General features: G+C 63.5%; 17 protein-coding genes. 12 read left to right on the top strand and 5 right to left on the bottom strand.

The genetic code is table 11. From position 1 onward, the window contains the following. Positions 1-140: 140 nt before the first annotated feature. Entirely contained in the window at positions 141-3,386 is a 3,246-nt protein-coding gene (locus MKD49_RS10710; RefSeq protein WP_252696247.1) for an Rne/Rng family ribonuclease, read from the bottom strand. A gap of 809 nt (positions 3,387-4,195) precedes the next feature. Between MKD49_RS10710 and rluC the strand changes: the two genes are divergently transcribed. The 4 genes from rluC (at position 4,196) to MKD49_RS10690 (ending at position 7,544) form a co-directional block, all read left to right on the top strand. Next, positions 4,196-5,263: a 23S rRNA pseudouridine(955/2504/2580) synthase RluC gene (gene rluC, locus MKD49_RS10705; protein ID WP_088754288.1), complete on the top strand. Its 1,068-nt coding sequence runs from the start codon at positions 4,196-4,198 to the stop codon at positions 5,261-5,263. A 125-nt stretch (positions 5,264-5,388) separates the two neighbouring features. Continuing rightward, positions 5,389-6,048, top strand: a complete 660-nt coding sequence (locus MKD49_RS10700; protein ID WP_034331648.1) for an HAD-IIIA family hydrolase — start codon at positions 5,389-5,391, stop codon at positions 6,046-6,048. Positions 6,049-6,059: 11 nt separating this feature from the next. Continuing rightward, positions 6,060-6,434: a Rieske (2Fe-2S) protein gene (locus MKD49_RS10695; RefSeq protein WP_252696246.1), complete on the top strand. Its 375-nt coding sequence runs from the start codon at positions 6,060-6,062 to the stop codon at positions 6,432-6,434. Between the two features lie 51 nt (positions 6,435-6,485). After that, the gene (locus MKD49_RS10690; protein ID WP_034332211.1) at positions 6,486-7,544 is read left to right on the top strand and encodes a S49 family peptidase; all 1,059 of its coding nucleotides are present in this window, start codon (positions 6,486-6,488) and stop codon (positions 7,542-7,544) included. A 67-nt stretch (positions 7,545-7,611) separates the two neighbouring features. Here the strand turns inward: MKD49_RS10690 and MKD49_RS10685 are convergent, their stop codons facing one another. After that, positions 7,612-8,376 (bottom strand): SAM-dependent methyltransferase, encoded by a 765-nt coding sequence (locus MKD49_RS10685; protein ID WP_252696245.1) that lies wholly within the window; start codon positions 8,374-8,376, stop codon positions 7,612-7,614. A gap of 202 nt (positions 8,377-8,578) precedes the next feature. On the opposite strand from MKD49_RS10685, the gene MKD49_RS10680 reads away from it, so the two are divergent. Further along, positions 8,579-10,036: a Ppx/GppA phosphatase family protein gene (locus MKD49_RS10680; protein WP_252696244.1), complete on the top strand. Its 1,458-nt coding sequence runs from the start codon at positions 8,579-8,581 to the stop codon at positions 10,034-10,036. A gap of 296 nt (positions 10,037-10,332) precedes the next feature. After that, positions 10,333-11,367 carry an extracellular solute-binding protein gene (locus tag MKD49_RS10675; protein WP_252696243.1) on the top strand — a complete coding sequence of 345 codons (1,035 nt, stop codon included), beginning with the start codon at positions 10,333-10,335 and terminating at the stop codon, positions 11,365-11,367. A 102-nt stretch (positions 11,368-11,469) separates the two neighbouring features. Here MKD49_RS10675 and MKD49_RS10670 read toward each other — a convergent pair whose 3' ends face one another. Beyond that, positions 11,470-12,624, bottom strand: a complete 1,155-nt coding sequence (locus tag MKD49_RS10670) for a GNAT family N-acetyltransferase (RefSeq protein WP_252696242.1) — start codon at positions 12,622-12,624, stop codon at positions 11,470-11,472. A gap of 120 nt (positions 12,625-12,744) precedes the next feature. On the opposite strand from MKD49_RS10670, the gene MKD49_RS10665 reads away from it, so the two are divergent. The 4 genes from MKD49_RS10665 to MKD49_RS10650 all read left to right on the top strand — a co-directional run bounded on the left by MKD49_RS10665 (position 12,745) and on the right by MKD49_RS10650 (position 17,598). Then, positions 12,745-14,802, top strand: coding sequence for an NAD(+) synthase (locus tag MKD49_RS10665; RefSeq protein ID WP_252696241.1), 2,058 nt, complete (start codon positions 12,745-12,747; stop codon positions 14,800-14,802). Between the two features lie 180 nt (positions 14,803-14,982). Further along, complete coding sequence (locus MKD49_RS10660; RefSeq protein WP_006463535.1) at positions 14,983-15,321, top strand: P-II family nitrogen regulator; 339 nt, start codon at positions 14,983-14,985, stop codon at positions 15,319-15,321. A gap of 263 nt (positions 15,322-15,584) precedes the next feature. Beyond that, positions 15,585-17,105 (top strand): aldehyde dehydrogenase, encoded by a 1,521-nt coding sequence (gene adh, locus MKD49_RS10655; RefSeq protein WP_252696240.1) that lies wholly within the window; start codon positions 15,585-15,587, stop codon positions 17,103-17,105. 112 nt (positions 17,106-17,217) lie between these two features. After that, entirely contained in the window at positions 17,218-17,598 is a 381-nt protein-coding gene (locus MKD49_RS10650) for a DUF779 domain-containing protein (RefSeq protein WP_252696239.1), read from the top strand. Here MKD49_RS10650 and MKD49_RS10645 read toward each other — a convergent pair. Next, positions 17,579-19,603 (bottom strand): sigma-54-dependent Fis family transcriptional regulator, encoded by a 2,025-nt coding sequence (locus MKD49_RS10645; protein ID WP_252696238.1) that lies wholly within the window; start codon positions 19,601-19,603, stop codon positions 17,579-17,581. The genes MKD49_RS10650 and MKD49_RS10645 overlap by 20 nt on opposite strands. Positions 19,604-19,790: 187 nt before the next feature. Between MKD49_RS10645 and MKD49_RS10640 the strand changes: the two genes are divergently transcribed. Continuing rightward, a complete protein-coding gene (locus tag MKD49_RS10640; RefSeq protein ID WP_134135184.1) occupies positions 19,791-21,053 on the top strand; it encodes a PA0069 family radical SAM protein in 1,263 nt (420 codons plus the stop codon). 58 nt (positions 21,054-21,111) lie between these two features. Continuing rightward, positions 21,112-22,437, top strand: coding sequence for a leucine-rich repeat-containing protein kinase family protein (locus MKD49_RS10635; protein WP_252696237.1), 1,326 nt, complete (start codon positions 21,112-21,114; stop codon positions 22,435-22,437). 8 nt (positions 22,438-22,445) lie between these two features. Here the strand turns inward: MKD49_RS10635 and MKD49_RS10630 are convergent, their stop codons facing one another. Next, entirely contained in the window at positions 22,446-23,099 is a 654-nt protein-coding gene (locus MKD49_RS10630; protein ID WP_252696236.1) for a Smr/MutS family protein, read from the bottom strand. Positions 23,100-23,113 lie beyond the last annotated feature (14 nt).

Genomic DNA, 23,113 nt, shown 5'->3' with positions numbered 1-23,113 from the left:
GGTCGTTTGCCGATGGGCGGTGAAGGCAAAGGCTTCATCTGGAAACCGATAGACATGAAAAAGGGAGCCGAAGCTCCCTTGTTCATTGCCGATATTGACAGCGTCCGGACCACCCTGCGGCAGGGTGGCCGGAACCCTACTTAACGGCGGGTTTCGACCTGCACCAGCGGTTCGGTCGACTGCGGCGGCAGCGGTTTGCGCTCGCGCGGCACGTGCGGTGCCGGGACGAAGGCAGCAGCGGCTTCCTGGGCCGCGCGCAGCTTGACCGGGTCCGTGGTGGCCAGGGTCAGGCCGGCTTGCGACAGCATCTGCTCCAGCGACTCCGAACGGGCAGCGTTGCCGGTGCTGGCCGCCACTGCGGGGGCAGGGGCAGCAGGGGAAGCCGGTGCGGCTTCAGCCACCACCGGAGCCGGTTCGACGGCTACCGGTGCCGGGCTGGCTTCGACGGCGTCCAGCAGGCTGATCTGTTGCGGCACGGCCGGGGCTGCGGGCGCAGCGTGCACCACCTCGACCGGGGCTTCCGATGCGGCCGGAGCAGCAACGGGGGCCTGCACCGACTCGAAGGCCGGGGTCGGGGCGAAGCTGGCATCGATCGACGGGGCCGCCGGTTCGATGGCCGGCTGGTTCGAGAACACGGCCTGGGTCGCTTCGGCAGCGGCAGCGGCGACGGCTTCCACCGAGTTCACACCGCTTTCCACGTGCACGGCAGCTTCAGCCGGGGCTTGTTCCGGGACCGGGGAGGCGGCGAACGAAGCTTGCGCCACAGCGGCTTGGGCCACTTCCACCGGAGCCGCCGAAGTCTCGGCAGCAGCGGTCTCGACGTTCACGCCGGCAGCGGCGGCGCTGGCCACGACTACGGTGTCGACGCCTTCGGCGGCTTCGGATTGCTCCGATCCTTCACCTTCGCCGTTGTCGATCACGTTACCGTTTTCATCACGTTCGCGACGATGACGGTTGCGGCCACCACGGCGACGACGACGACGCGGCTCGGTGCCGCCTTCGGCAGCTTCCGCACCGTCGACGCCATCTGCGCCTTCGGCACCTTCGACTTGAGCAGCTTCCACCTTGGCGGCTTGCTCGTCATTGGACAGGGCCACGGCACCAGCAGCAACCGCTACGCCTGCGGTGGCTGCACCGGCAGCCAGAGCGGCTTCCAGCGGCAGGCCTTCCTCGGCCTTGGGGTCCTTGCGTTCACCACGCGGGGCGCGCGGTTCACGCGGCTGGCGCGGTTCACGGCCTTCACGACCCTCGCGCGGCTCGCGGCCTTCGCGCGGTTCGCGGGGCTCACGGGCTTCACGCGGCTCGTTGCGGCGGGCTTCCTTCGGTTCCTGGCCTTCGCGGGCTTCGCGCGGCTCACGGCCCTCGCGCACCTCACGGCCTTCACGCGGTTCGCGACCTTCCTTGGGTTCGCGCGGACCACGAGGCGGGCGAGCCTGCTTGGCTTCCGCAGCATCGCCGGTCTTCAGTTCGACGGCGGCCGGGCCGCGGGGTGCACGCTGCTCTGCATTGCGCTCGCCACGTTCGGCGCGATCGCCACGCTCACCGCGTTCACCACGGTTGCGGTTGCGGCCATTGCGGTCGCCGCCACGGCCATTGCGATCACCTTCGCGCTTGGCCGGCGCCTTGGCTTCGACCGGGGCCGGCACTTCCACCGGAGCAACCGGCTTCTTGCGGAAGAAGGCGAAGATCTTGCCCAGCAGACCCGATTCCGGCGCCAGGGTCGGCGGCGGCACGGGGGCAGCCACCGGTTCCGGTGCCTTGCGTTCGACGATCGGGGCCGGCTGGTCGGGGGTGATGCCCTTGACCACGGCTTCCTGGCGCGGACGTTCTTCTTCCTTCTGGCGCTTGCTGTAGCCGATGTCGGTATCGGCTTGCTCGGCCATGGTGTAGCTGGCTTGGGCATCGTCCAGGCGCGGATCGTCGTGCTTGATCCGTTCCATCTTGTAGTGCGGGGTTTCCAGGTGCTTGTTGGGGATCATGATGACGGTGACGCGATGGCGCGTCTCGATCTTCAGGATTTCGCCCCGTTTTTCATTGAGCAGGAAGGCGGCCACGTCCACCGGCGCTTGCACGTGGATGGCGGCTGAATTTTCCTTCATCGCCTCTTCCTGGATGATGCGCAGCACCTGCAGGGCGGAGGATTCGGTATCGCGGATGTGGCCGGTGCCGTTGCAACGCGGGCAGGTCACGTGGCTGCCTTCGGAGAGCGACGGACGCAGGCGCTGGCGCGACAGTTCCATCAGGCCGAAGCGGGAGATCTTGCCCATCTGAACGCGGGCGCGGTCGTGGTGCAGGGCGTCCTTCAGACGGCCTTCCACTTCGCGCTGGTTCTTGGAGTTCTCCATGTCGATGAAGTCGATCACGATCAGGCCGCCCAGGTCGCGCAGGCGCAACTGGCGGGCCACTTCATCGGCGGCTTCGAGGTTGGTGTTGAAGGCGGTGGTCTCGATGTCGCTGCCACGGGTGGCGCGCGCCGAGTTCACGTCCACCGACACCAGGGCTTCGGTGTGGTCGATGACGATGGCGCCGCCGGAAGGCAGCGGGACCGTACGCGAGTAGGCGGTCTCGATCTGGTGTTCGATCTGGAAGCGCGAGAACAGCGGCACGTCGTCGCGGTAGCGCTTGACGCGGTGAACCATGTCCGGCATCACGTGGGCCATGAACTGCTGGGCCTGGTCGTGGATGTCGTCGGTATCGATCAGGATTTCGCCGATGTCGGGCTGGAAGTAGTCGCGGATGGCGCGGATGACCAGTGACGATTCCTGGTAGATCAGGAAGGCGCCCGAGCCGGACTGGCCGGCGCCTTCGATGGCGCGCCAGAGTTGCATCAGGTAGTTCAGGTCCCACTGCAGTTCATCGACGTTGCGGCCGATGCCGGCGGTGCGGGCGATGACGGACATGCCGTTGGGCAGGTCCAGCTTGTCCATGGTTTCGCGCAGTTCCTGGCGGTCTTCGCCTTCGACACGGCGCGACACGCCGCCACCGCGCGGATTGTTGGGCATGAGCACCAGGTAGCGGCCGGCCAGGGAGATGAACGAGGTCAGGGCCGCGCCCTTGTTGCCGCGTTCTTCCTTCTCGACCTGGACGATGATTTCCTGGCCTTCGCGCAGCGCTTCCTTGATGCTGGCGTTGCGGACGTCAATGCCTTCCTTGAAATAGGTGCGGGCCACTTCCTTGAAGGGCAGGAAGCCGTGGCGTTCTTCGCCGTAGTTGACGAAGCAGGCTTCCAGCGAGGGCTCGATGCGGGTGATGACGCCCTTGTAGATGTTGGACTTGCGCTGCTCGCGTCCGGTGGTTTCGATGTCGATGTCGATCAGTTTCTGACCGTCAACGATCGCTACGCGCAGTTCTTCCTGCTGCGTGGCGTTGAACAACATACGTTTCATGTTTTCACTCCGGGATCCGAAGATCCTTCAAATGGCCCGTCCGTATGTGGTAGCGGGCCAAAAGTACAGGGGATGTACGCGAGAACGAAGTGATTGGGGAGGGAATTGCCTTGATTGTGTGAGTGCGCCTTAGCGGGCGCTCCAGCACAAGGGGGCGCGGATGCGGCAGACGGGAACGCCGGGCAGCACCGTATCCGCGCCGCGCGCTCCGCCATAGGCGGTCGCGCAGGCAACTGCGGACGGTAAGCTGGTCTGTGGAGCCAAACGTAACATGGTGATGGGTTGGCGACGGCGATCGGGTTCTGTTGCATCAACCGGCAAGCTTCGCGATGCTTCGGCCAGGACTGCGGCATGGCCCGGGCAATGCGCTGCATGAGGGGCGGGCGGATGAGCCTGCCGCCGGATGCGCTGCAAGATACTGCTTTGCCGGGGGCTGTGCGCTGCGGACCTGAACCGGAACACCGGATGCGAGTCTTGCCAGACTTTTATCCTGATGATCCAAACAATTCTGTTCCACTTCCAGGCGCGCTGTCCGATTGCAACTGCGGTGCAAACTGGAATCGCGCAGGGAAGGTGCGTACTCGTTTCGAGGCCTTTACGTGGACCAGGCAAGCGGCATGATCGGCTGTATTGTCAACCGTTGCAGCGCTTTTATTGCGTCTGCGATGCCGCGCGTCGTGGTTTTCGGGGCCCCCTCCGTCTATTTTGCAAATGAGCGAGGCTGACGAAGTCTCCTCTTGTGTAGAATGTTCCTTTTTATTCTACTGACGCTGATTTTTTGTTCAGCGTCGAACGATTATATATTCAAAATGAAGGACTTAGCGAGATTTTCTAGGGGGGCTTCTGAAAGCGCCGCAACCGCGCCTGCCTCCCGGAGCGAAGCCGCCTCGCAGAACCTTCCCCAGGTGCAGTTGCTGACCATTTCCGACGAAGAAGCCGGGCAGCGGATTGACAATTTCCTGCTGCGTATCTGCAAGGGTGTTCCCAAGAGCCATATCTACCGTGTCCTGCGTTCGGGCGAGGTGCGCGTCAACAAGGGCCGCATCGACCAGACCTATCGACTGGCCGAAGGGGACGTGGTGCGCGTGCCGCCAATACGAGTTGCCGAGAAACAAGAACAGGTGGTCCCCGGCGCGGAATTCCGCATCCTGCTGGAAGACAGCCACATGCTGGTCATCGACAAGCCGGCCGGCGTCGCCGTGCACGGCGGCTCGGGCGTGAGTTATGGCGTGATCGAACAGCTGCGTGCGGCGCGGCCGCAGGCCAAGTTCCTGGAGCTGGTGCACCGCCTGGACCGCGATACCTCGGGCGTGCTGCTGATCGCCAAGAAGCGTTCGGCCCTGACCAACCTGCACGACCAGATGCGCGAAGGCACCACCGACAAGCGGTATTTCACCCTGGTGCAGGGCGACTGGAAGAATGCCCGCCAGCACGTGAAATTGCCGCTCTTCAAGTACAGCACCCCGGACGGCGAGCGCCGCGTGCGCGTGCAGGCCGATGGCCAGCCTTCGCACACCATCTTTTCGCTCTTGCGCCGCTTCGGCGAATTTGCCCTGCTGGAAGCTGAACTGAAAACCGGCCGCACCCATCAGATCCGGGTGCACCTGTCTTCCAGCGGTTTCCCCATCGTGGGCGATGACAAGTACGGCGATTTCACTTTGAACAAGTCGCTGCAGAAGGCCGATGGCAATCGCGTGGCCTTCAAGCGCATGTTCCTGCATGCCTGGCGCATCAGTTTTCGCCATCCGGAAAGCGGCGAGACAGTCACCCTCAAGGCCGGCCTGCCCGAGGAATGCGCGCGTTTCCTGCGCAGCCTCGAAGGCGGCGCCGAGGGCGACCTGCTGCCCCACAACATGCTGGCCGGAACCGAAGAGTGAAGGGATACACGCAGACGGCCGGGATGTGATACTTTCTGCCCGGCATTAACAGAAACGCATGCTCATCTGGCAATTGCCACAATGGCAACCGAGCCGGGAGCATGCCAGCGGAAAGAGCTCAGCACATGGCAAGAAAGCAATTCGACCTGATCGTCTTCGACTGGGACGGCACCCTGATGGACAGCACCTCGACCATCGTGCGCTGCATCCAGGCGGCTGCGCGCGACCTGGGGCTGCCCATTCCCGACAAGAGCGCGGCCTCCTACGTGATCGGCCTGGGCTTGCAGGACGCGATGCAGGCCGCCATTCCGGATGTGGACCCGAAGTACTATCCACGCATCGTGGAGCGCTATCGCCATCACTATCTCGGGCAGGACAAGGACCTCACGCTCTTCGAGGGCGTGCCCGAGATGCTGGCCGACCTGTCGCAGCAGGGCTATTTCCTGGCCGTGGCCACCGGCAAGAGCCGGGTGGGGCTGAACCGGGCCATGAACAGTACCGGCCTGCTCTCCAAGTTCGATGCCACGCGCTGCGCCGATGAAACCTTCTCCAAGCCGCATCCGGCCATGCTGCAGGAACTGACCCGCGAACTGGGCCAGGACATGCACCGTACCGTCATGATCGGCGACACCACCCACGACCTGCAGATGGCCATCAACGCCGGAGCCAAGGGGGTGGCGGTGGAGTTCGGCGCGCATCCGCCGCAGCAGCTGCAGACTTTGGCGCCTCTTTATTCAGCCCGCTCCATCCGCGAGCTGCATCAATGGCTCAATGACCACGCCTGAAGCGGCTTGCCATGACGACGCCTGAAGAAATCTTCATTTGCCCCTCAAGCGCCCTCCAGGAGGGCGGTCTGGGCAAGCGCTTCCCGGTGCAGGTGCATGGGGATGAGACCACCGGCTTCGTGGTGCGCTATGGCGGCGTGGTCTATGGCTATCTGAATCGCTGCGCCCACGTGCCCATTGAACTGGATTGGGCCGAGGGCGAATTCTTTGAATCCAGCGGCCTGTATCTCATGTGCGCAACACATGGCGCAGTTTATGCGCCCGATACCGGAAAATGCGCAGGCGGACCTTGTACCGGTGCGCATTTGCGTAAGATCATGGCGGTGGAACGCGACGGCCAGGTGTTCTGGCGTCCGGATGACATCGTCCAGCCCGTCGAGGCATGAGCTTCGCGGAAAAAACCAGTGCAGCGCGATGGCGCTGCCCAGAGTGAGCCTATGAGCAACAACGAATCTGACAACCCGCAAGACCGCCCCCCTCAGTCTTCCTCGTCTTCCCCGGCCTCCCCGCCGCCTGCTGCACCGTCTTCTTCCATCCCCGCCAGCGTGCGCGAGGACAAGAAGAGCGGCTGGGAGCGCGACGTCCTGGAAAAGCTGGCCCTGTTCGCCGTCAAGGAGCAGCGCGCCCGCCGCCGCTGGGGCATCTTCTTTCGCATCGCCATTCTGGTGGTGATCGTGCTGGGCGGCTGGATGGCCTTCACCTACAACAAGATCGAGAGCGAGCCGCTGGGCACCCATACTGCCCTGGTCGAGATTCGCGGCACCATCGAATCCGAAGGGCAGGGCTCGGCCGGCGTGGTCATTCCGGCGCTCGACAAAGCCTTTGCGGCCAGCGACTCGGTGGGCGTGATCCTGAAGATCAACAGCCCCGGCGGCAGCCCCGTGCAGGCCGGCATGATCAACGACGAGATCACCCGCCTGCGCAAGGCCTATCCCAAGAAGCCGATCTATGTGGTGGTGGAAGAGATGTGCGCTTCCGGCGGCTATTACATCGCGGTGGCGGCCGACAAGATCTACGTCAACAAGGCCAGCCTGATCGGTTCGGTGGGCGTGCTGATGGATGGTTTCGGCTTCACCGGCCTGATGGACAAGCTGGGCGTGGAGCGCCGCCTGCTGACGGCGGGCGAGAACAAGAGCTTCCTCGATCCCTTCAGTCCGCAGAGCCCCAAGCAGCGTGAATATGCGCAATCGATGCTGCAGGAGATCCACCAGCAGTTCATCGAAGTGGTGCGCCAGGGTCGTGGCACGCGCCTGAAGGAAACGCCGGATACCTTCTCGGGCCTGGTGTGGACCGGCTCCAAGGCCGTCGAACTGGGTCTGGCCGATGGCTATGGCACGGTCGACAGCGTGGCGCGCGATGTGATCAAGGCCGAAGATGTAGTCGATTACACCCAGACAGAGAATCTCTCCGAACGCGTGCTCAAGAAATTCGGTGTGGCCTTCGGTGCGGGCTTTGCCAAGACCCTGATGTCGGCGCCGTTGTCGCAGTTGCGCTGAGCGAATCCACAGCTTCCAAGCAAAAGGCCGGTTGCTGATGCAACCGGCCTTTGTTTTTTTGTGATGCCTATTCCGCCAGCAGCAGGAACACCGTCGGCTTCTTGTGGAAGTCCGGCGCCTTGTTGGCAGCCAGCGCCGCCTTCCATTGCGCGGCGGTCTGCGTGCGGACCGTTTCGGTGGGCAGCGAAAGATCGGTCGCCACACAGATCAGCGTGCCCGGCTGGCAGGACTGCACCAGCGCTTCCAGCATGGCACCGTTGCGATAGGGCGTTTCGATCAGCAGCTGGGTCTGCTTCTCCTTGCGGGAACGATCCTCCAGCTGGCGGATGCGCTTGCTGCGCGCCTCGGCGTCGGTGGGCAGGTAGCCGTTGAAGGCGAAGCTCTGGCCGTTCAGGCCGCTGGCCATCACCGCCAGCAACAGGGACGACGGCCCGACCAGCGGCCGCACCTGGATGCCGTGCTGATGCGCCAGGCGCACCAGGTTGGCACCGGGGTCGGCTACGGCCGGCACACCGGCTTCCGAGATCAGGCCACCGTCGCGGCCTTCCAGCAGCGGTGCCAGCAAGGCGGGCAGGGCGGCGGAAGGCGTGTTGACGTTCAGTTCGCTGATCTGGATTTCCTGGATGGGCTTGGCCAGTGCGGTGCTGCTGCCCAGGAGCTTGAGGAAGGCACGTGTGGTCTTGGCGTTCTCGGCCACGAAATAATCCAGGCGCGCCGCGATGGCCTGCACCTGGCGCGGGATGATGGACTCCAGCGGATGCAATGCGTCAGTGTCGGCGGGAAGCTCGGTCGTTCCCAGCGTGTTGGGAACCAGGTAAAGAATGCCGGGCATGGAAGGGAAAATGGGATAAATTGTATAAAATAATATGTGCAACGCAGCACGACTTCGCTGAGCCGCCATTCTACAGGGTGCAAGCTGTCATCAAAGTGTAATGCGCGGCCATTATCTTGTCGGCTGGGAGACAGGATGCGGTTTAAATTATTTAGCAATTGCTGCGTGCCGCCCGGCCCGGAGCCCTTGCGAAAGGAAATGCATGTTTGCTGCGGTAGATCTCGGTTCCAACAGTTTTCGCTTGCATATCGGCAAGTACGAGGACGACAGCATACGCGTCATCAAGAGCGCGCGTGACCCCATCCGCCTGGCGGCGGGCATCGACAAGAGCGGCAACCTCACGCCGCAGGCCTGTCAGAGCGCCATCGATTCGCTGACCCGTTTTCGCTCCGTCCTGCGCGACTATCCGCTGACCGCCGTGCGGGTGGTGGCCACCAATACCTTGCGCGTGGCCAAGAATGCCGCCGAGTTGTTGCCGGAACTGGAGCGCGCCATCGGTTATCCGGTCGAGATCATTTCCGGCGAGGAAGAAGGGCGCCTGATCTACATGGGGGTGGCCGGCGTACTCGCCGATGCGGGCGAAGAACGCATGGTCATCGACATCGGCGGGGGTTCCACCGAAGTCATCCGTGGCTTGGGCGAACATATCCGCCACGTTGAATCCTTCGGCATCGGTACCGTCAACCAGAGCCTGGCCTTCTTCCCCGATGGGGCGATCACGGCAGCGGCCTTCGAGCGCGCCATCATCTCTGCGCGTTCGCATGTGGAAGATGCGGTGCACCTGTTCAGCTTCGATGCGGCCGCCGTCAATGTCTATGGATCGTCCGGCACCATGCGGGCCATCGCCGATACCATCCGCCGCAACAACATGGGCGATGGCCGCGTCACGCTGCCCAGCCTGGCCGACCTGATGCAGCGCCTGATCGATTTCGGCCACGTCAGCCAGATTTCGCTGGACGGCATGAAGCCGGACCGCGCCGGCGTCATCATGGGTGGGCTCGCCGTGCTGATCGGTTTCATGCAGGAGTTCGGCATCGAGGTCATCACGCCGGTGGAAGCCGGCCTGCGCATGGGTGTGATGTGGGACCTGCAGTTGCGCGCCACCAAGGCCGATCGCCGCGACCGTTCGGTGGAAGAATTTGGTCGCCGCTTCCACGTCGATGCGGCACGCGCCCATGGCGTGGCCGATACGGCGCTGGGCTTTTTCGAGAGTTTGAAACCGGCCACTGATTCGTATGTGCGCTATCTCTACTGGAGCGCGTTGCTGCACGAGACCGGCCTGGTGGTCTCGCCGACCGGATATCACAAGCATTCGGCCTACATGATCGCCAATGCCGACTTGCCCGGTTTCACCACGCGCGAGCAGCGCCTGATGAGCACGCTCATCCTCGGGCAAAAGGGCAACCTCAAGAAGATCAGCGAGATGCTGGCCGATGTCGATTTCGCCAAGGCAGTGTTGGCCTTGCGGCTGGCGGTGATGTTCCGCCATGCGCACATCACGCTGGACCTGGAGAAGGTCCGGGTCAAGCTCAAGAGCCGCATCGACCTGGAGATTCGCCGCGATTACATCAAGGAGCATCCGAGCATTTCCTTCTGGTTCCAGAAGGAGCAGGAATGGTGGGCCGGCATCGGTGTGGACTTTGCGGTCAAGGTCATCTGATTTCTTCTCTTCGTCCCTGAAACGCCCTTGCCGAGCGGCTGCCGGCAAGGGCGTTTTTCATGGCGGCCTGTGCGATGTGCATGCGCGCAGATGATAATGCTTCTTGTTTGTGCTATAGTCGCCAGCGGTCTATGAACCGCACAGCCATGGCGCCAACACCACGCGCCCACAACGAGGCGATCCCGAGATTGCCCACTGCGACAGCCAAGTCCACTCTTCCTGGACCGCCTTCCGCGCCAAAAGAAAACGCCGTTCCCGCGACGGCGGTCGTTCACTCTTTTTGAAAAGGATGGTCCATGTTCCACCGTCAACTCGCCGTCGGCGCCGTGCTGGCTGCCATTGCCGCTTCCAGCTTTGCGCAGGAGAAGGTCATCAATCTCTATTCGGCGCGCCACTACCAGACTGACGAAGCCCTGTATGCCGATTTCACCAAGGCCACCGGCATCAAGATCAACCGTGTCGACGGTGACGATGCCGGCATCCTTGCGCGCTTGAAGAGCGAAGGCGCCTCCAGCCCGGCCGACGTGATCCTGCTGGTGGATGCGGCCCGCCTGTGGAAGGCGCAGAGCGAGGGTCTGTTCCAGCCGGTCAAGTCCAAGCTGCTCGATGAGCGCATCCCTGCCAACCTGCACAGCAAGGAAGGCAGCGACGGTACGCAGTGGTTCGGTTTCTCCACCCGTGCCCGCGTGATCGTCTACAACAAGGCCAGCGTGAAGCCGGAAGACGTGGATACCTATGAAGCCCTGGGCGACCCGAAGAACAAGGGCAAGCTGTGTACCCGCAGCGGTTCGCACCCTTACAACGTGTCGCTGTTCGGCGCATTGCTGGAACATGACGGCGCGGCCAAGACCGAAGCCATTCTGAAGGGCATGGTCGCCAACCAGGCGCGCCAGCCGGTCGGTGGCGATACCGACCAGATCAAGGCGGTCGGTTCGGGTGAGTGCGGCGTGGCCATTTCCAATTCTTATTACGTGGCGCGCCTGCTGCGTTCCACCAAGCCGGAAGATGTGGCGCTGATGGAAAAGGTTGGCATTGTCTGGCCCAACCAGAAGAGCTACGGTGCGCACGTCAACATCGCCGGGGGCGGTGTGGCCAAGAACGCGCCCCACAAGGCTGAAGCCGTGCAGTTCCTGGAATACCTGGCCAGCGATTCGGCGCAGCGTTACTTCGCTGAAGGCAACAATGAATGGCCTGCCGTCAAGAACGTGAAGACCGAAAACCCGGCACTGGTGAAGATGGGCCCGTTCAAGGCCGAAGTCATCAATGTGGGTGCGGTCGGCGCCAACCAGCAGAAGGTGTTGCAGATGCTGGATCGCGTGGGTTATAAATAATTAAAAGGATTTAAACGATTTAAATCGTTTATATTTTTTTGATGAGGCCGGTCCGTGCGATGTGCGGGCCGGTTTTTTTTATGTCTGCGAGAGGAGGGCGAATCAGCGCGGCGGATCCCGGAAGGGATTGTGTTCGTTCAACTCCGAGATATAGCCATCGATGCCATTGCTTTCACGCGACAGGAAATGTTCCACCGCATCATAGAACCCCGGATGCGCCAGCCAGTGCGCCGACCAGGTCTTCTGCGGCAGGAAACCGCGTGCCATCTTGTGCTCGCCCTGGGCACCGCCTTCGAACCAGGTGATCTTCTCGGCGATGCAGAACTCCAGCGGCTGGTAATACGCCGTCTCGAAATGCAGGCAGGGCACGTGTTCCAGCGCGCCCCAGTAGCGGCCGTAGAGCGTGTCGGCGTCATACACCGTCAGGGACGATGCGATCGGTTCGTCGCCGCGCAGGGCCACCGTCAGCAACAGGTGCTGCGGCATGGTTTCACCGATGCGGCGGAAGAAATCCAGATTCAGGTAAGGCGTGGAATAGTGCGCCGCATAGGTATGCCGATAGCAGCGGTTGAAGAAGCGCCAGTGCGCCTCCGTGATCTCGGCCCCGCGCAGCCAGACGAAACGCACGCCTTGCTCGGCCACCTTGCGCCGTTCGGCCAGGATGTTCTTGCGCTTCTTGCGATCCAGCGTATCGACGAATTCCGAAAAATTGCCATACCCTTCATTGTGCCAATGGAACTGCACGCCGCTGCGCAGCAGGTATCCCGCGTCAGCCAGCTGCTGCGCCTGTTCCGGCGGGGGATAGAGGATGTGGGTGGAGGAAACTTCATTTCGCTCCTGCAGCGCCCGTAGCGCGGCCACCAGCGCGCCGCGTGCTGTCTCATCGACAGCCATCAGGCGCGCACCGCGTACCGGCGTGAAGGGGATGGCCGAGAGCAGCTTGGGGTAGTACTCCACGCCATGCCGCTGGTAAGCCTCGGCCCAGGCCCAGTCGAAGACGTATTCGCCATACGAGTGAAACTTGCGGTACAGGGGCAGGGCGGCCACCAGTTGCTCTTGTTGGTCCTCACCCTGCCACAGCGTCAGGTAATGCGGCTCCCAGCCGGACTCGGGACTGGCGCTGCCGCTCTCATGCAGCGCATGCAGGAAGGCATAAGAAAGGAAGGGATTGCCCTCGGCCTGGGCGGCCACCAGCGCATCCCAGCGGGCCGGGCCGATCTCGGCCAGAGAAGAAACGATTCGCGTGCGATAATCCATGGACTGCGAGTGACCTGCGAAAGTTGGCGCGGCCCTCGGCCCCGCTGGAACAGGCATTCTACGCAAAATGAACAGAACGCGTCGCCGCCATGGCGAAGAGCACGGAGTCCAACACACGCTATGCCTAGCCCCTTCTTCAATCTCTACAACCACGGTTTCGCACGCATCGCCGTAGCGGTGCCGGACTGCAAGGTGGCCGATCCCGCCTTCAACGCCGAGCGCACCATCGCCTTGGCCGAACAGGCCGCCGCCCGTGGCGCGGCCCTGGTGTCCTTCCCCGAACTGGGCCTGTCGGCCTACAGCTGCGAAGACCTGTTCCAGCAACGTGCCTTGCTGGAGGCTTCCCTGCAGGCATTGCAATCGGTGCTGCAAGCTTCCCTGCGCATCGCCCCGGCCCTCATCGTCGGCCTGCCGCTGAAGGTCGATCACCAGCTCTACAACTGTGCGGTGGTCGTGCATGCCGGCCGCATCCTCGGCGTGGTGCCCAAGAGCTACCTGCCCAACTACAGCGAATTCTACGAAGCGCGCCAGTTCAGCAGCGCCGATTGCGCCGTCACCCGCCGCACCCGGCTGCTGGGCCAGGACGTGGACTTCGGCAGCCATCTGCTGTTCGAGATCGGCAATATCCCCGACTTCCGTTTCCATATCGAGATCTGCGAAGACGTGTGGGTGCCGATCCCGCCGTCTTCCTTCGCCGCGCTGGCCGGTGCCACCGTGCTGGTGAACCTGTCGGCCTCCAACATCGTGGTCGGCAAGTCGGGCTACCGCCATCAGCTGGTGTCGCAGCAATCGGCGCGCTGCCTGGCGGCCTATCTGTATTCGTCGGCGGGCAATGGTGAATCCACCACCGACCTGGCTTGGGATGGCCAGGCACTGATCTGCGAGAACGGTGAACTGCTGGCCGAGTCCGAGCGCTTCGCCGAAGGCGGTCACGTCATCTATGCCGACATCGACCTGGAGCGCCTCTCGCGTGAACGCTTCCACCAGACCACGTTTGGCCAGTCGGTGCGCCGCCATGCGGAGGAAGTGCGCCGCTTTGAAGTGGTGCGCTTCGACGTGCAGGTGCCGCAGGACCAGGACCTGCCGCTGCAGCGCCGGGTCGCGCGCTTCCCCTATGTGCCGGCCAATGCCGAACAGCGCGAACTGCGTTGCCGCGAGGTCTACAACATCCAGGTGCAGGCACTGGTGCAGCGCCTGTCTTCCTCGAATATCAAGAAGGTCGTCATCGGTGTTTCCGGTGGCCTCGATTCGACGCACGCCCTGCTGGTCTGCGCCAAGGCCATGGACAAGCTGGGCCTGCCGCGCGCCAACATCCTGGCCTATACCATGCCGGGCTTCGCCACCAGCAGCCGCACGCTGGTGCAGGCGCATCAGCTGATGGCGCAAGTGGGGTGTTCGGCGCAGGAGATCGATATCCGCCCCAGTTGCGAACAGATGCTGAAGGACCTGGATCACCCGTATTCACGCGGCGAGCCGGTCTATGACATCACCTTCGAGAACGTGCAGGCCGGCGAGCGCACCAATCACCTGTTCCGCCTGGCCAATCATCACGGTGCCATCGTCATCGGGACCGGCGACCTGTCCGAACTGGCGCTGGGCTGGTGCACCTACGGCGTGGGCGACCACATGTCGCATTACAACGTCAACGCCAGCGTACCCAAGACCCTCATCACGCACCTGGTGCGCTGGGTGGCGGAATCCGGTTCGCTGGAACTGAAGCAGCCGGAAGTGCTGATCCACATCCTCGAAACCGAAATCAGTCCTGAACTGGTGCCGGGCGCCTCCGACGGCGAACCGGGCCAGCGCACGCAGGATTTCATCGGCCCTTACGAGCTGCAGGATTTCAATCTCTACTACATCCTGCGCTACGGCTTCACGCCGGCGAAGGTGGCCTTCCTGGCGCACAGCGCCTGGCAGGACCGCAGCATCGGCCACTGGCCGGATGGCCTGCACGGTGCGCGCAACCAGTACAGCTTGCCGCAGATCAAGAAAAACCTGGGCATCTTCGTCTATCGCTTCTTCAAGACCAGCCAGTTCAAGCGCTCCTGCGTGCCCAATGCCCCCAAGGTCGGCTCGGGCGGCTCGCTTTCGCCGCGTGGCGACTGGCGCGCACCCAGCGATGGCGAGGCCACCGTCTGGCTGCAGGATCTGGAGCGCATTCCCGATCTGGAGACCTGAATAACGGCTTTTCATGGCCCGGCGGGTTCAAGAAGGTTGAAAGCCGGGCACGCCTGATTGACAATGTGCAAGTGGGCGGGACGCCACGGTCTTGCCAGTAAAATAAGAACAAAGGTTGTATCCGCTATTCAATAGATCGTTGAGATCGTTTCTTTACGACATACCAAGAGAGGAATTGCCATGAAACAAGTGACCGCCATCATCAAACCGTTCAAGCTGGACGAGGTGCGTGAATCCCTCGCCGAAGTCGGCGTCACGGGCCTGACGGTCACCGAAGTGAAGGGCTTCGGACGGCAGAAGGGCCACACCGAACTCTATCGCGGTGCCGAATACGTGGTCGACTTCCTGCCCAAGGTCAAGATCGAGGTCGTGGTGGACGACAAGGTGGTCGAGCAGGCCGTGGACGCCATCATCAAGGCCGCCCGCACCGGCAAGATCGGCGACGGCAAGATCTTCGTGCAGGAAGTGGAGCAGGTGATCCGTATCCGTACCGGCGAAACCGGCCCGGATGCCGTCTGATCCACAGATCTCCGCGCATTGCGAAAAACCGGCCACTGGCCGGTTTTTTTACGTCATCAGAAAAGCGCTCAGGGTGTGGCAGGCTGTTGCTGCACGCTGTCCCAGGCTGCGCCAGATTGACACAGCGTGACACTGGCGCTGGCGCAAGATCCGCTTGCAGAGCGGGTTTGCAGGCTGGCATGCGATTTGCCATCTTGAGGGGTGAACGTCCGCTGCGGCCATGATCGCGGCGGGATTTCAACCATAACCCGAACGGAGACGACATGAACCTGGCAGACATCAGCAAACTCGGCGTACGCGATCCCTTCAAGCAACGTTACGACAACTTCATCGGTGGCAAATTCGTGCCGCCGGTCAAGGGCGAATACTTCGAGAACATCAGCCCGGTGATCGGCCGCGCCTTCTGTGAAGTGGCGCGTTCCAGCGCCGAAGACGTGGAACTGGCGCTGGACGCCGCCCACGCCGCCAAGAAGAGCTGGGGCAAGACTTCCCCCGCCGAGCGCGCCAACGTGCTGCTCAAGATCGCCGACCGCATGGAAGCCAACCTGGAATTGCTGGCCACCGCCGAGACCCTGGACAACGGCAAGCCCATCCGCGAAACCATGGCCGCCGACATCCCGTTGGCCATCGACCACTTCCGCTATTTCGCCGCCGCCGTGCGCACTCAGGAAGGCAGCATCTGCACCATCGACAGCGACACCTACGCCTATCACTTCCATGAACCGCTGGGCGTGGTCGGCCAGATCATCCCGTGGAACTTCCCCATCCTGATGGCGGTGTGGAAGCTCGCTCCGGCGCTGGCCGCCGGCAACTGCGTGGTCCTGAAACCGGCCGAGCAGACGCCGGCTTCCATCATGGTCCTGATCGAACTGATCGCCGACCTGATCCCGCCGGGCGTGGTCAACATCGTGCAGGGCTTCGGCGTGGAAGCCGGCAAGCCGCTGGCCTCCAACAAGCGCATCGCCAAGATCGCCTTCACCGGCGAGACCACTACCGGCCGCCTGATCATGCAGTACGCCTCGCAGAACCTGATCCCGGTGACCCTGGAGCTGGGTGGCAAGTCGCCCAACATCTTCTTCGCCGACGTGCTGGACAAGGACGACGAATTCTTCGACAAGGCCCTGGAAGGCTTCGCCATGTTTGCGCTGAACCAGGGCGAGGTCTGCACCTGCCCCTCGCGCGTGCTGGTGCAGGAATCGATCTATGACCGTTTCATCGAACGTGCCTTGAAGCGCGTGGCCGCCATCAAGCAGGGCAACCCGCTGGACAAGAGCACCATGATCGGCGCGCAGGCCTCGCAGGAGCAGTTGGAGAAAATCCTCTCCTACATCGACATCGGCAAGCAGGAAGGCGCCAAGGTGCTGGCCGGCGGCGGACGTGAAGAACTGGGCGGTGATCTGGCCACTGGCTACTACGTCAAGCCGACCGTCTTCCAGGGCAACAACAAGATGCGCATCTTCCAGGAAGAAATCTTCGGCCCCGTGGTGTCGGTGACCACCTTCAAGGATGAGGAAGAAGCCCTGTCTATCGCCAACGACACCCTGTACGGCCTGGGTGCAGGCCTGTGGACCCGAGATGGCACGCGTGCCTTCCGCATGGGCCGCGAGATCCAGGCTGGCCGCGTGTGGACCAACTGCTATCACCTGTATCCGGCGCATGCAGCCTTCGGTGGCTACAAGCAGTCCGGCATCGGCCGCGAGAACCACAAGATGATGCTGGACCACTACCAGCAGACCAAGAACCTGCTGGTCAGCTACAGCCCCAAGGCGCTGGGCTTCTTCTGATCGTGTGACTTCGTTTGACTCCTTGCAGCAAGGCAGCTTCGGCACCGGTCCGCAACTCGCGCGGCCGGTGCCGCTTTTATTGGCAGATCCAGACTCAACAGGAGAGCGGCGAATGGATGCATTGCCCAGGGTGACGGCCACCGAGGCCACGGTGGAGTTGCTGCGCCAGTTGAAGGCGCGGCATGGCGAGCTGATCTTTTTTCAATCCGGGGGCTGCTGCGATGGCAGTGCGCCGATGTGCTATCCGGCTGGCGACTTCACGCTGGGTGATACCGACGTGCATCTCGGGGAGATCGATGGCGTGCCGTTCTACATCGGCGCCGACCAGTTCGAATATTGGAAACACACGCAACTGATCATCGACGTGGTCAGCGGCAACGGCGGCATGTTCTCGCTGGAGAACGGCAGCGGCAAGCGCTTCCTGACGCGCTCGCGGCTCTTTACCGATGAGGAATACGACGCGCTTGCCCCGCTCAGTGCCCGCGTGACTTGAAGCGGCGATAGAGCGTATTGCGCGACACCCCCAGCGCCTTGGCGGCGGCGCTGACGTTGCCGTCATGGGTGCGCAGGGCGCGTTCGATGGCGGCCCATTCGCTGTCGTGCATGGAGAGCGGTTTTTCGTCCGTTTCTTCATGCGCTGCCGGGGCCGGCATTCCGCCAGCCGCCTGCAGCGGCGCTGCCTCGTCCAGAAAGTCATCTGGCAAGTGTTCCACCCCTATCCAGGCCTCGCCATCGGCCATGGCCAGGGCGGTGCGGATCAGGTTGGACAGTTGCCGCAGGTTGCCCGGCCAGCGGCTGGATTGCAGCAACGCCAGGGCCTGGGCATCGAAGCGCGGCGCGTGACGGCCGCCTTCCTGTTCCAGGATGCGGTCGATCAGGGCGCCCAGGTCGCTGCGCTCGCGCAAGGCGGGCAGTTTTACCTGCAAGCCATTGATGCGGTAGTACAGGTCTTCACGGAAGGCATGGCGCGCCGCGATTTCTCGCAACGGCTGGTTGGTGGCGCATACCAGAGCGAAGTCCACCGGAATCACGCGCTGGCTGCCCAGCGGCGTCACAGCGCGTTCCTGCAGCACGCGCAGCAGGCGGCCCTGCAGGGCCAGCGGCATGTCGCCGATTTCATCGAGGAAGAGGGTGCCGCCCTGGGCTTGCGCGATCTTGCCCAGTGCGCCTTTGCGGCGGGCGCCGGTGAAGGCGCCGTCTTCATAACCGAAGAGTTCGGCCTCGATCAGGTTCTCGGGAATGGCCGAGCAATTCACGGCCACGAAGGGCGCGGCGCCGCCCCGGGTTTGCGTGGCGTGGAAGCGCGCGCTTTCGCGGTGGATGGCCTGGGCCAGCCACTCCTTGCCAGTGCCGGTTTCGCCGGTGATGAGGACCGGGATGTCGCGGTCGATCACCTTGCGCAACTTGGCGATGATGGCGCTCATGCGGGCGTCCCCGGTATCGAGGGCTTGCAGTCCGCCGCGCGGCTGGCCCGGATGGGGGCGCACAGGTGGGGCCGGGCGAGCAGATGGGCTGGCGGGCAGTACTTCCGGTGCCTCGATCACGGCTTCCCGCGCATTCTGGAAATGCTGGTCGCGCAGCCGCAGTTCGGCGCGGCCATGGATGCGGATGCCGTTGTGCAGGCACAGCTCCAGCAAGCCCGAGGCGGCCTTGCGATGGTGTTCGAACAGCAGCGACAGCGGCACCCCGAAGAGCGACGCAAAGGTATGCGACTGCAGCGCCGCGAGTGTCAGCCCCAGCTGGAACTGCGCACTGCGGTTGGCCGCCAGGAAACGCCCGCCGGGCGTGAAGCTGACGATGCCTTCGACCAGCGTACCCACGAATTCGGAGCGACTGTGGAAGTGCAGGGTGATGCAATCGGGGAAGCTGCCGGCCAGCAGGTGGTTTTCAATCATCTGCGCCGACATCCGCACCAAGGCCATGGTGTGCTTGTGGAAGCTGCCGCATTCGCCCGAGACATCCAGCACTCCCAGCACTTGGCCGCGATGGTCGAAGATGGGGGCGGCCGAACAGGTCAGGAAGCGGTTGGCATCCAGGTAGTGCTGCTGGGCGTGCACAGTGGTGGGCTTCTGCTCGAAGAGCGCCGTGCCGATGGCATTGGTGCCGCGCAATTGTTCGGACCAGCGTCCACCGGGCCCGAGGGACACACGGTCGGCCTTGGCCAGGAAATCGCTGTCGCCCAGCGTATGCAGGATGGTGCCTTCGGCGTCCGAGAGGATGACCATGCTGTGGGTATTGCGGATCTGGTCGTAGAGGGTTTCCATGACCGGGCGGGCATGGCCGGAGAGGGCCTGGTTGGCTTCCAGCGTCTGGGCCAGGTCGGCGCGCGAGAGTGAATCCAGGTCGGGCCGCTGGCCGCGCGTGATGCCGTAGGACGAGCTGCGCTGGTGCGAGCGTTCGATGGCCTGCAGATCCGGCACGCCATCGGCGCTGGCCTGCACCAGGGGCGAAGCGCCCAGCAATGCACCGGCACCGGGCCGGTTTGCCTGGTATTGCATCCTTGTCTCCTTGGGACCTCTGGCGGTCCTTGTTCCCCCTTGTGTCGGCTTTCTTCTCTGATGGGAAGCTGAGGGTGAACAAGCATAACCGATTAATGTGGCAGCCGGACAAATTGAAACAGCATTTGCAGCGCATCCGAAGTGAAGGCAAAATACTGTATATAAATACAGTATTGATGAGCTTTACGTGGCTTCCTTCCCTAAATTTCCGCAGGGCATTGCCCGGCCTTTTCCAGAGCAGCCGACCCGGTCGGCCGCCTCCGGCGAGGACGACGCGACCCTGACGCCAGAAACCTTCATCCATCGCGATCAGACCGCCCAGAAGGGCCGGGGCGCGGTGACCAACCTGCGTGGGCGCTATGAATCGGTGGCGCGGGAAGAGTTCGACGATGGCTGGCAGGCCGTCCATTTTGCCGAGGCCGGGCCGCAGGCGGCTGAGAGTACCGAGGAGGATGAGCCACCCCGCCTGAAGACCATCGTCACCGAGGAAGACGCCCGATCCATCATCACCCGCAACAGCTCGCCGGATTTGCCGTTTTCGCTTTCGCTCAATCCCTACCGGGGCTGCGAGCACGGCTGCATTTACTGCTTCGCGCGGCCTTCTCACAGCTATTTGGGCCTGTCCCCGGGGCTGGATTTCGAAAGCCGGCTGGTGGCCAAGCGCAATGCCCCCGAGGTGCTGCTGCGCGAACTGGCCAAGCCGTCCTATGAACCCGACACCATCACGGTGGGCATCAATACCGACGCCTACCAGCCCATCGAGCGCGAACGCCAGCTGACCCGGCGCATCCTGCAGATCCTGCACGATTGCGAGAATCCGGTGGCGCTCATCACCAAGTCCTCGCTGGTCGAGCGGGATATCGATTTGCTGGCCCCGATGGCGGCCAAGGGGCAGGCCATTGTTGCGGTGACGATCACCACGCTGGATGCGGCCATCGCGCGCACGCTGGAACCACGCGCGGCCAGCCCGGCGCGGCGATTGCGGGTGATCCGCACGCTGGCCGAGGCGGGCATTCCGGTGAGCGTGTCGATTGCGCCGGTGATTCCCTTCGTCACCGAACCGGACCTGGAACGCGTCATGGAAGCGGCCGTGGAGGCCGGGGCGCGCCAGGCGGGCTATATCGTGCTGCGCCTGCCTTGGGAAGTCAGCCCGCTGTTTCGGCAGTGGCTGCAGGCGCATTTCCCCGACCGTGCGGCGCGGGTGATGAACCGCATCCAGGACATGCGTGGCGGCAAGGATTACGACGCCGATTTCGCCACCCGCATGCGGGGCACCGGCGTCTGGGCCGATTTGCTGCATCAGCGCTTCGAGAAGGCCAGCCGGCGCCTGGGCATCGATCATCGCAATCGGGCTTTTGCCACCCTGGATGCCAGCCGCTTCAAGCGGCCCATGGTGGTGCCGGCGGGGCAGGGGCGCCCGGCGGGCGATGCCCAGCTGGATTTGTTCTGAGGCAGACGGCCGGCGGCTGGTAAGATCCGCGTTTTAGTCCGTTTCTTCACTTCTTTGCATGCACACTCTGGAACAACTGCGCAGCGGCGCGCTGGAAGGCATTACCCGCCTGTCTCTCTCGTGCGGCCTGCGCGAATTCCCGCCAGAAATCTTCACCCTGGCTGAAACCCTTGAGATTCTGGACCTCAGCGGCAACGAACTGACCGCCTTGCCCGACGACCTGCCGCGTTTGCACCGGCTGCGCATCGTCTTCTGTTCCGACAATCCCTTCACCGAATTGCCCGCCGTACTGGGCCGCTGCCCGTCGCTGGAGATGATCGGTTTCAAGGCCAACCGGATCGAGCATGTACCTGCCGAATCGCTGCCACCCACGCTGCGCTGGCTGGTGCTGACCGACAACTGCATCGAACAGCTGCCATCGAGCATCGGGCAGTGCCTGCGCCTGCAGAAGCTGATGCTGGCGGGCAACCGCCTGCGCGCGCTGCCGCCGGAACTGGCGGCCTGCCGCAACCTGGAACTGCTGCGCCTGTCGGCCAATGCGCTGGAGGCGTTTCCGCATTGGCTGCTGACGCTGCCGCGCCTGAGCTGGCTGGCCATGGCGGGCAATCCCTGGTGTGAAGCAGTGGAGGAAACGGCGGACCGCAACGCGCAAGTCGCGGCCATAGCTTGGGATGATCTGGCCTTGGGCGAAAAGCTGGGGGAAGGCGCCTCAGGAGTGATCCACGCTGCCCGCTGGACCGTGGCAGACAGGTCGCAGCCAGTGGCGGTGAAGCTCTTCAAGGGCGCAGTCACCAGCGATGGCCTGCCCGAGCGCGAGATGGCGGCCTGCATCATGGCCGGTAGCCATCGCGGCCTCATTCCCGTGCTGGGCCGCCTGCAAGGGCATCCGCAAGCGGTGCAGGGATTGGTGATGCCGCTGATCGATCCCGATTTCAAGGTGTTGGCCGGCCCGCCCAGCCTGCAATCCTGTACGCGCGATGTGTATGCGCAAGGCTTCACGCTCGCCTGGAGCCAGGTGATCGCCATTGCACGCGATATCGCCTCGGCAGCCGCCCACCTGCATGCGCAGGGCATCGTGCATGGCGACCTCTACGGTCACAACATCCTGCATCGGGATGGCGAAGCCCTGCTTGGCGATTTCGGCGCGGCCTGGTTCTACTATGTCCAACAGCCGCATGCATGGGGCGTGCAGGCCATGGAAGTGCGGGCCTATGGCTGTCTGCTGGAAGAGTTGCTGGCACATGGCCAGCCGCAAGATGAATCCGGCAAGAAGCAGCGTGCGGCCCTGGCCGGGGTGCGCCAGGCCTGCCTGAGCGCCGATGCTGCCGCCCGGCCGCATTTCGAGGCCATCGTGGCCATGCTGGACCATCTGACTGCGGACTGAAGCGGCGTTCAGACCCGTTCGCTCGAACGCAGCAGCACCACCAGCGCGCCCGCACCGCCATCGGCTGCGCGCGCCTGGCAGAAGGCCATCACTTCATCCTTCTGCGCCAGCCAGTTGCGGACCTTGTGCTTGAGCACGGGCTCCTTGTTCACCGAACCGAGTCCCTTGCCGTGGATCACCCGCACGCAGCGCAGGCCGCGGCGGCGTGCCTGGCGCAAGAATTCACCCAAGGCCTCACGCGCCTGGTCGCGGCGATAGCCGTGCAGGTCCAGCTGGGCCTGGATCACCCAGTTGCCGCGCCGCAGCTTGCTCAAGACATCCATGCCCACGCCGGGGCGGGCGAAACTGAGGTTTTCGTCGCTGTCCATGAGCGTGTCGACGGTGAACTCGTCGGACAGCGACTCCAGCAGCGCGGCCTGTTCATCTGCCAGGTGCTGGCGGGGAATGGGGAGGGGAGGTTCCGGCAGGTAATGGGCCTTGTCGACCACTTCCGGGCGCAAGGGCGCCACCTGGCCGATGCTGTTGCGGAAGATGTTGGCTTCCTCGCGGGCTGCCGCTTCCTGGCGCTGGCGCTCGGCCAAGGCCAGTGCGCGCGCTTTTTCCTGTTCCTGCAGATCGCGGCGCAATCCCTGGAGCGCCGAGAAATCCTTCATTGTCGCCATGACAGCCACCCAAC

It is taken from the genome of Herbaspirillum sp. WGmk3, assembly GCF_023952535.1.
GTDB lineage: Bacteria > Pseudomonadota > Gammaproteobacteria > Burkholderiales > Burkholderiaceae_D > Herbaspirillum > Herbaspirillum huttiense.
This window is presented reverse-complemented; position numbering and strand designations above follow the sequence as displayed.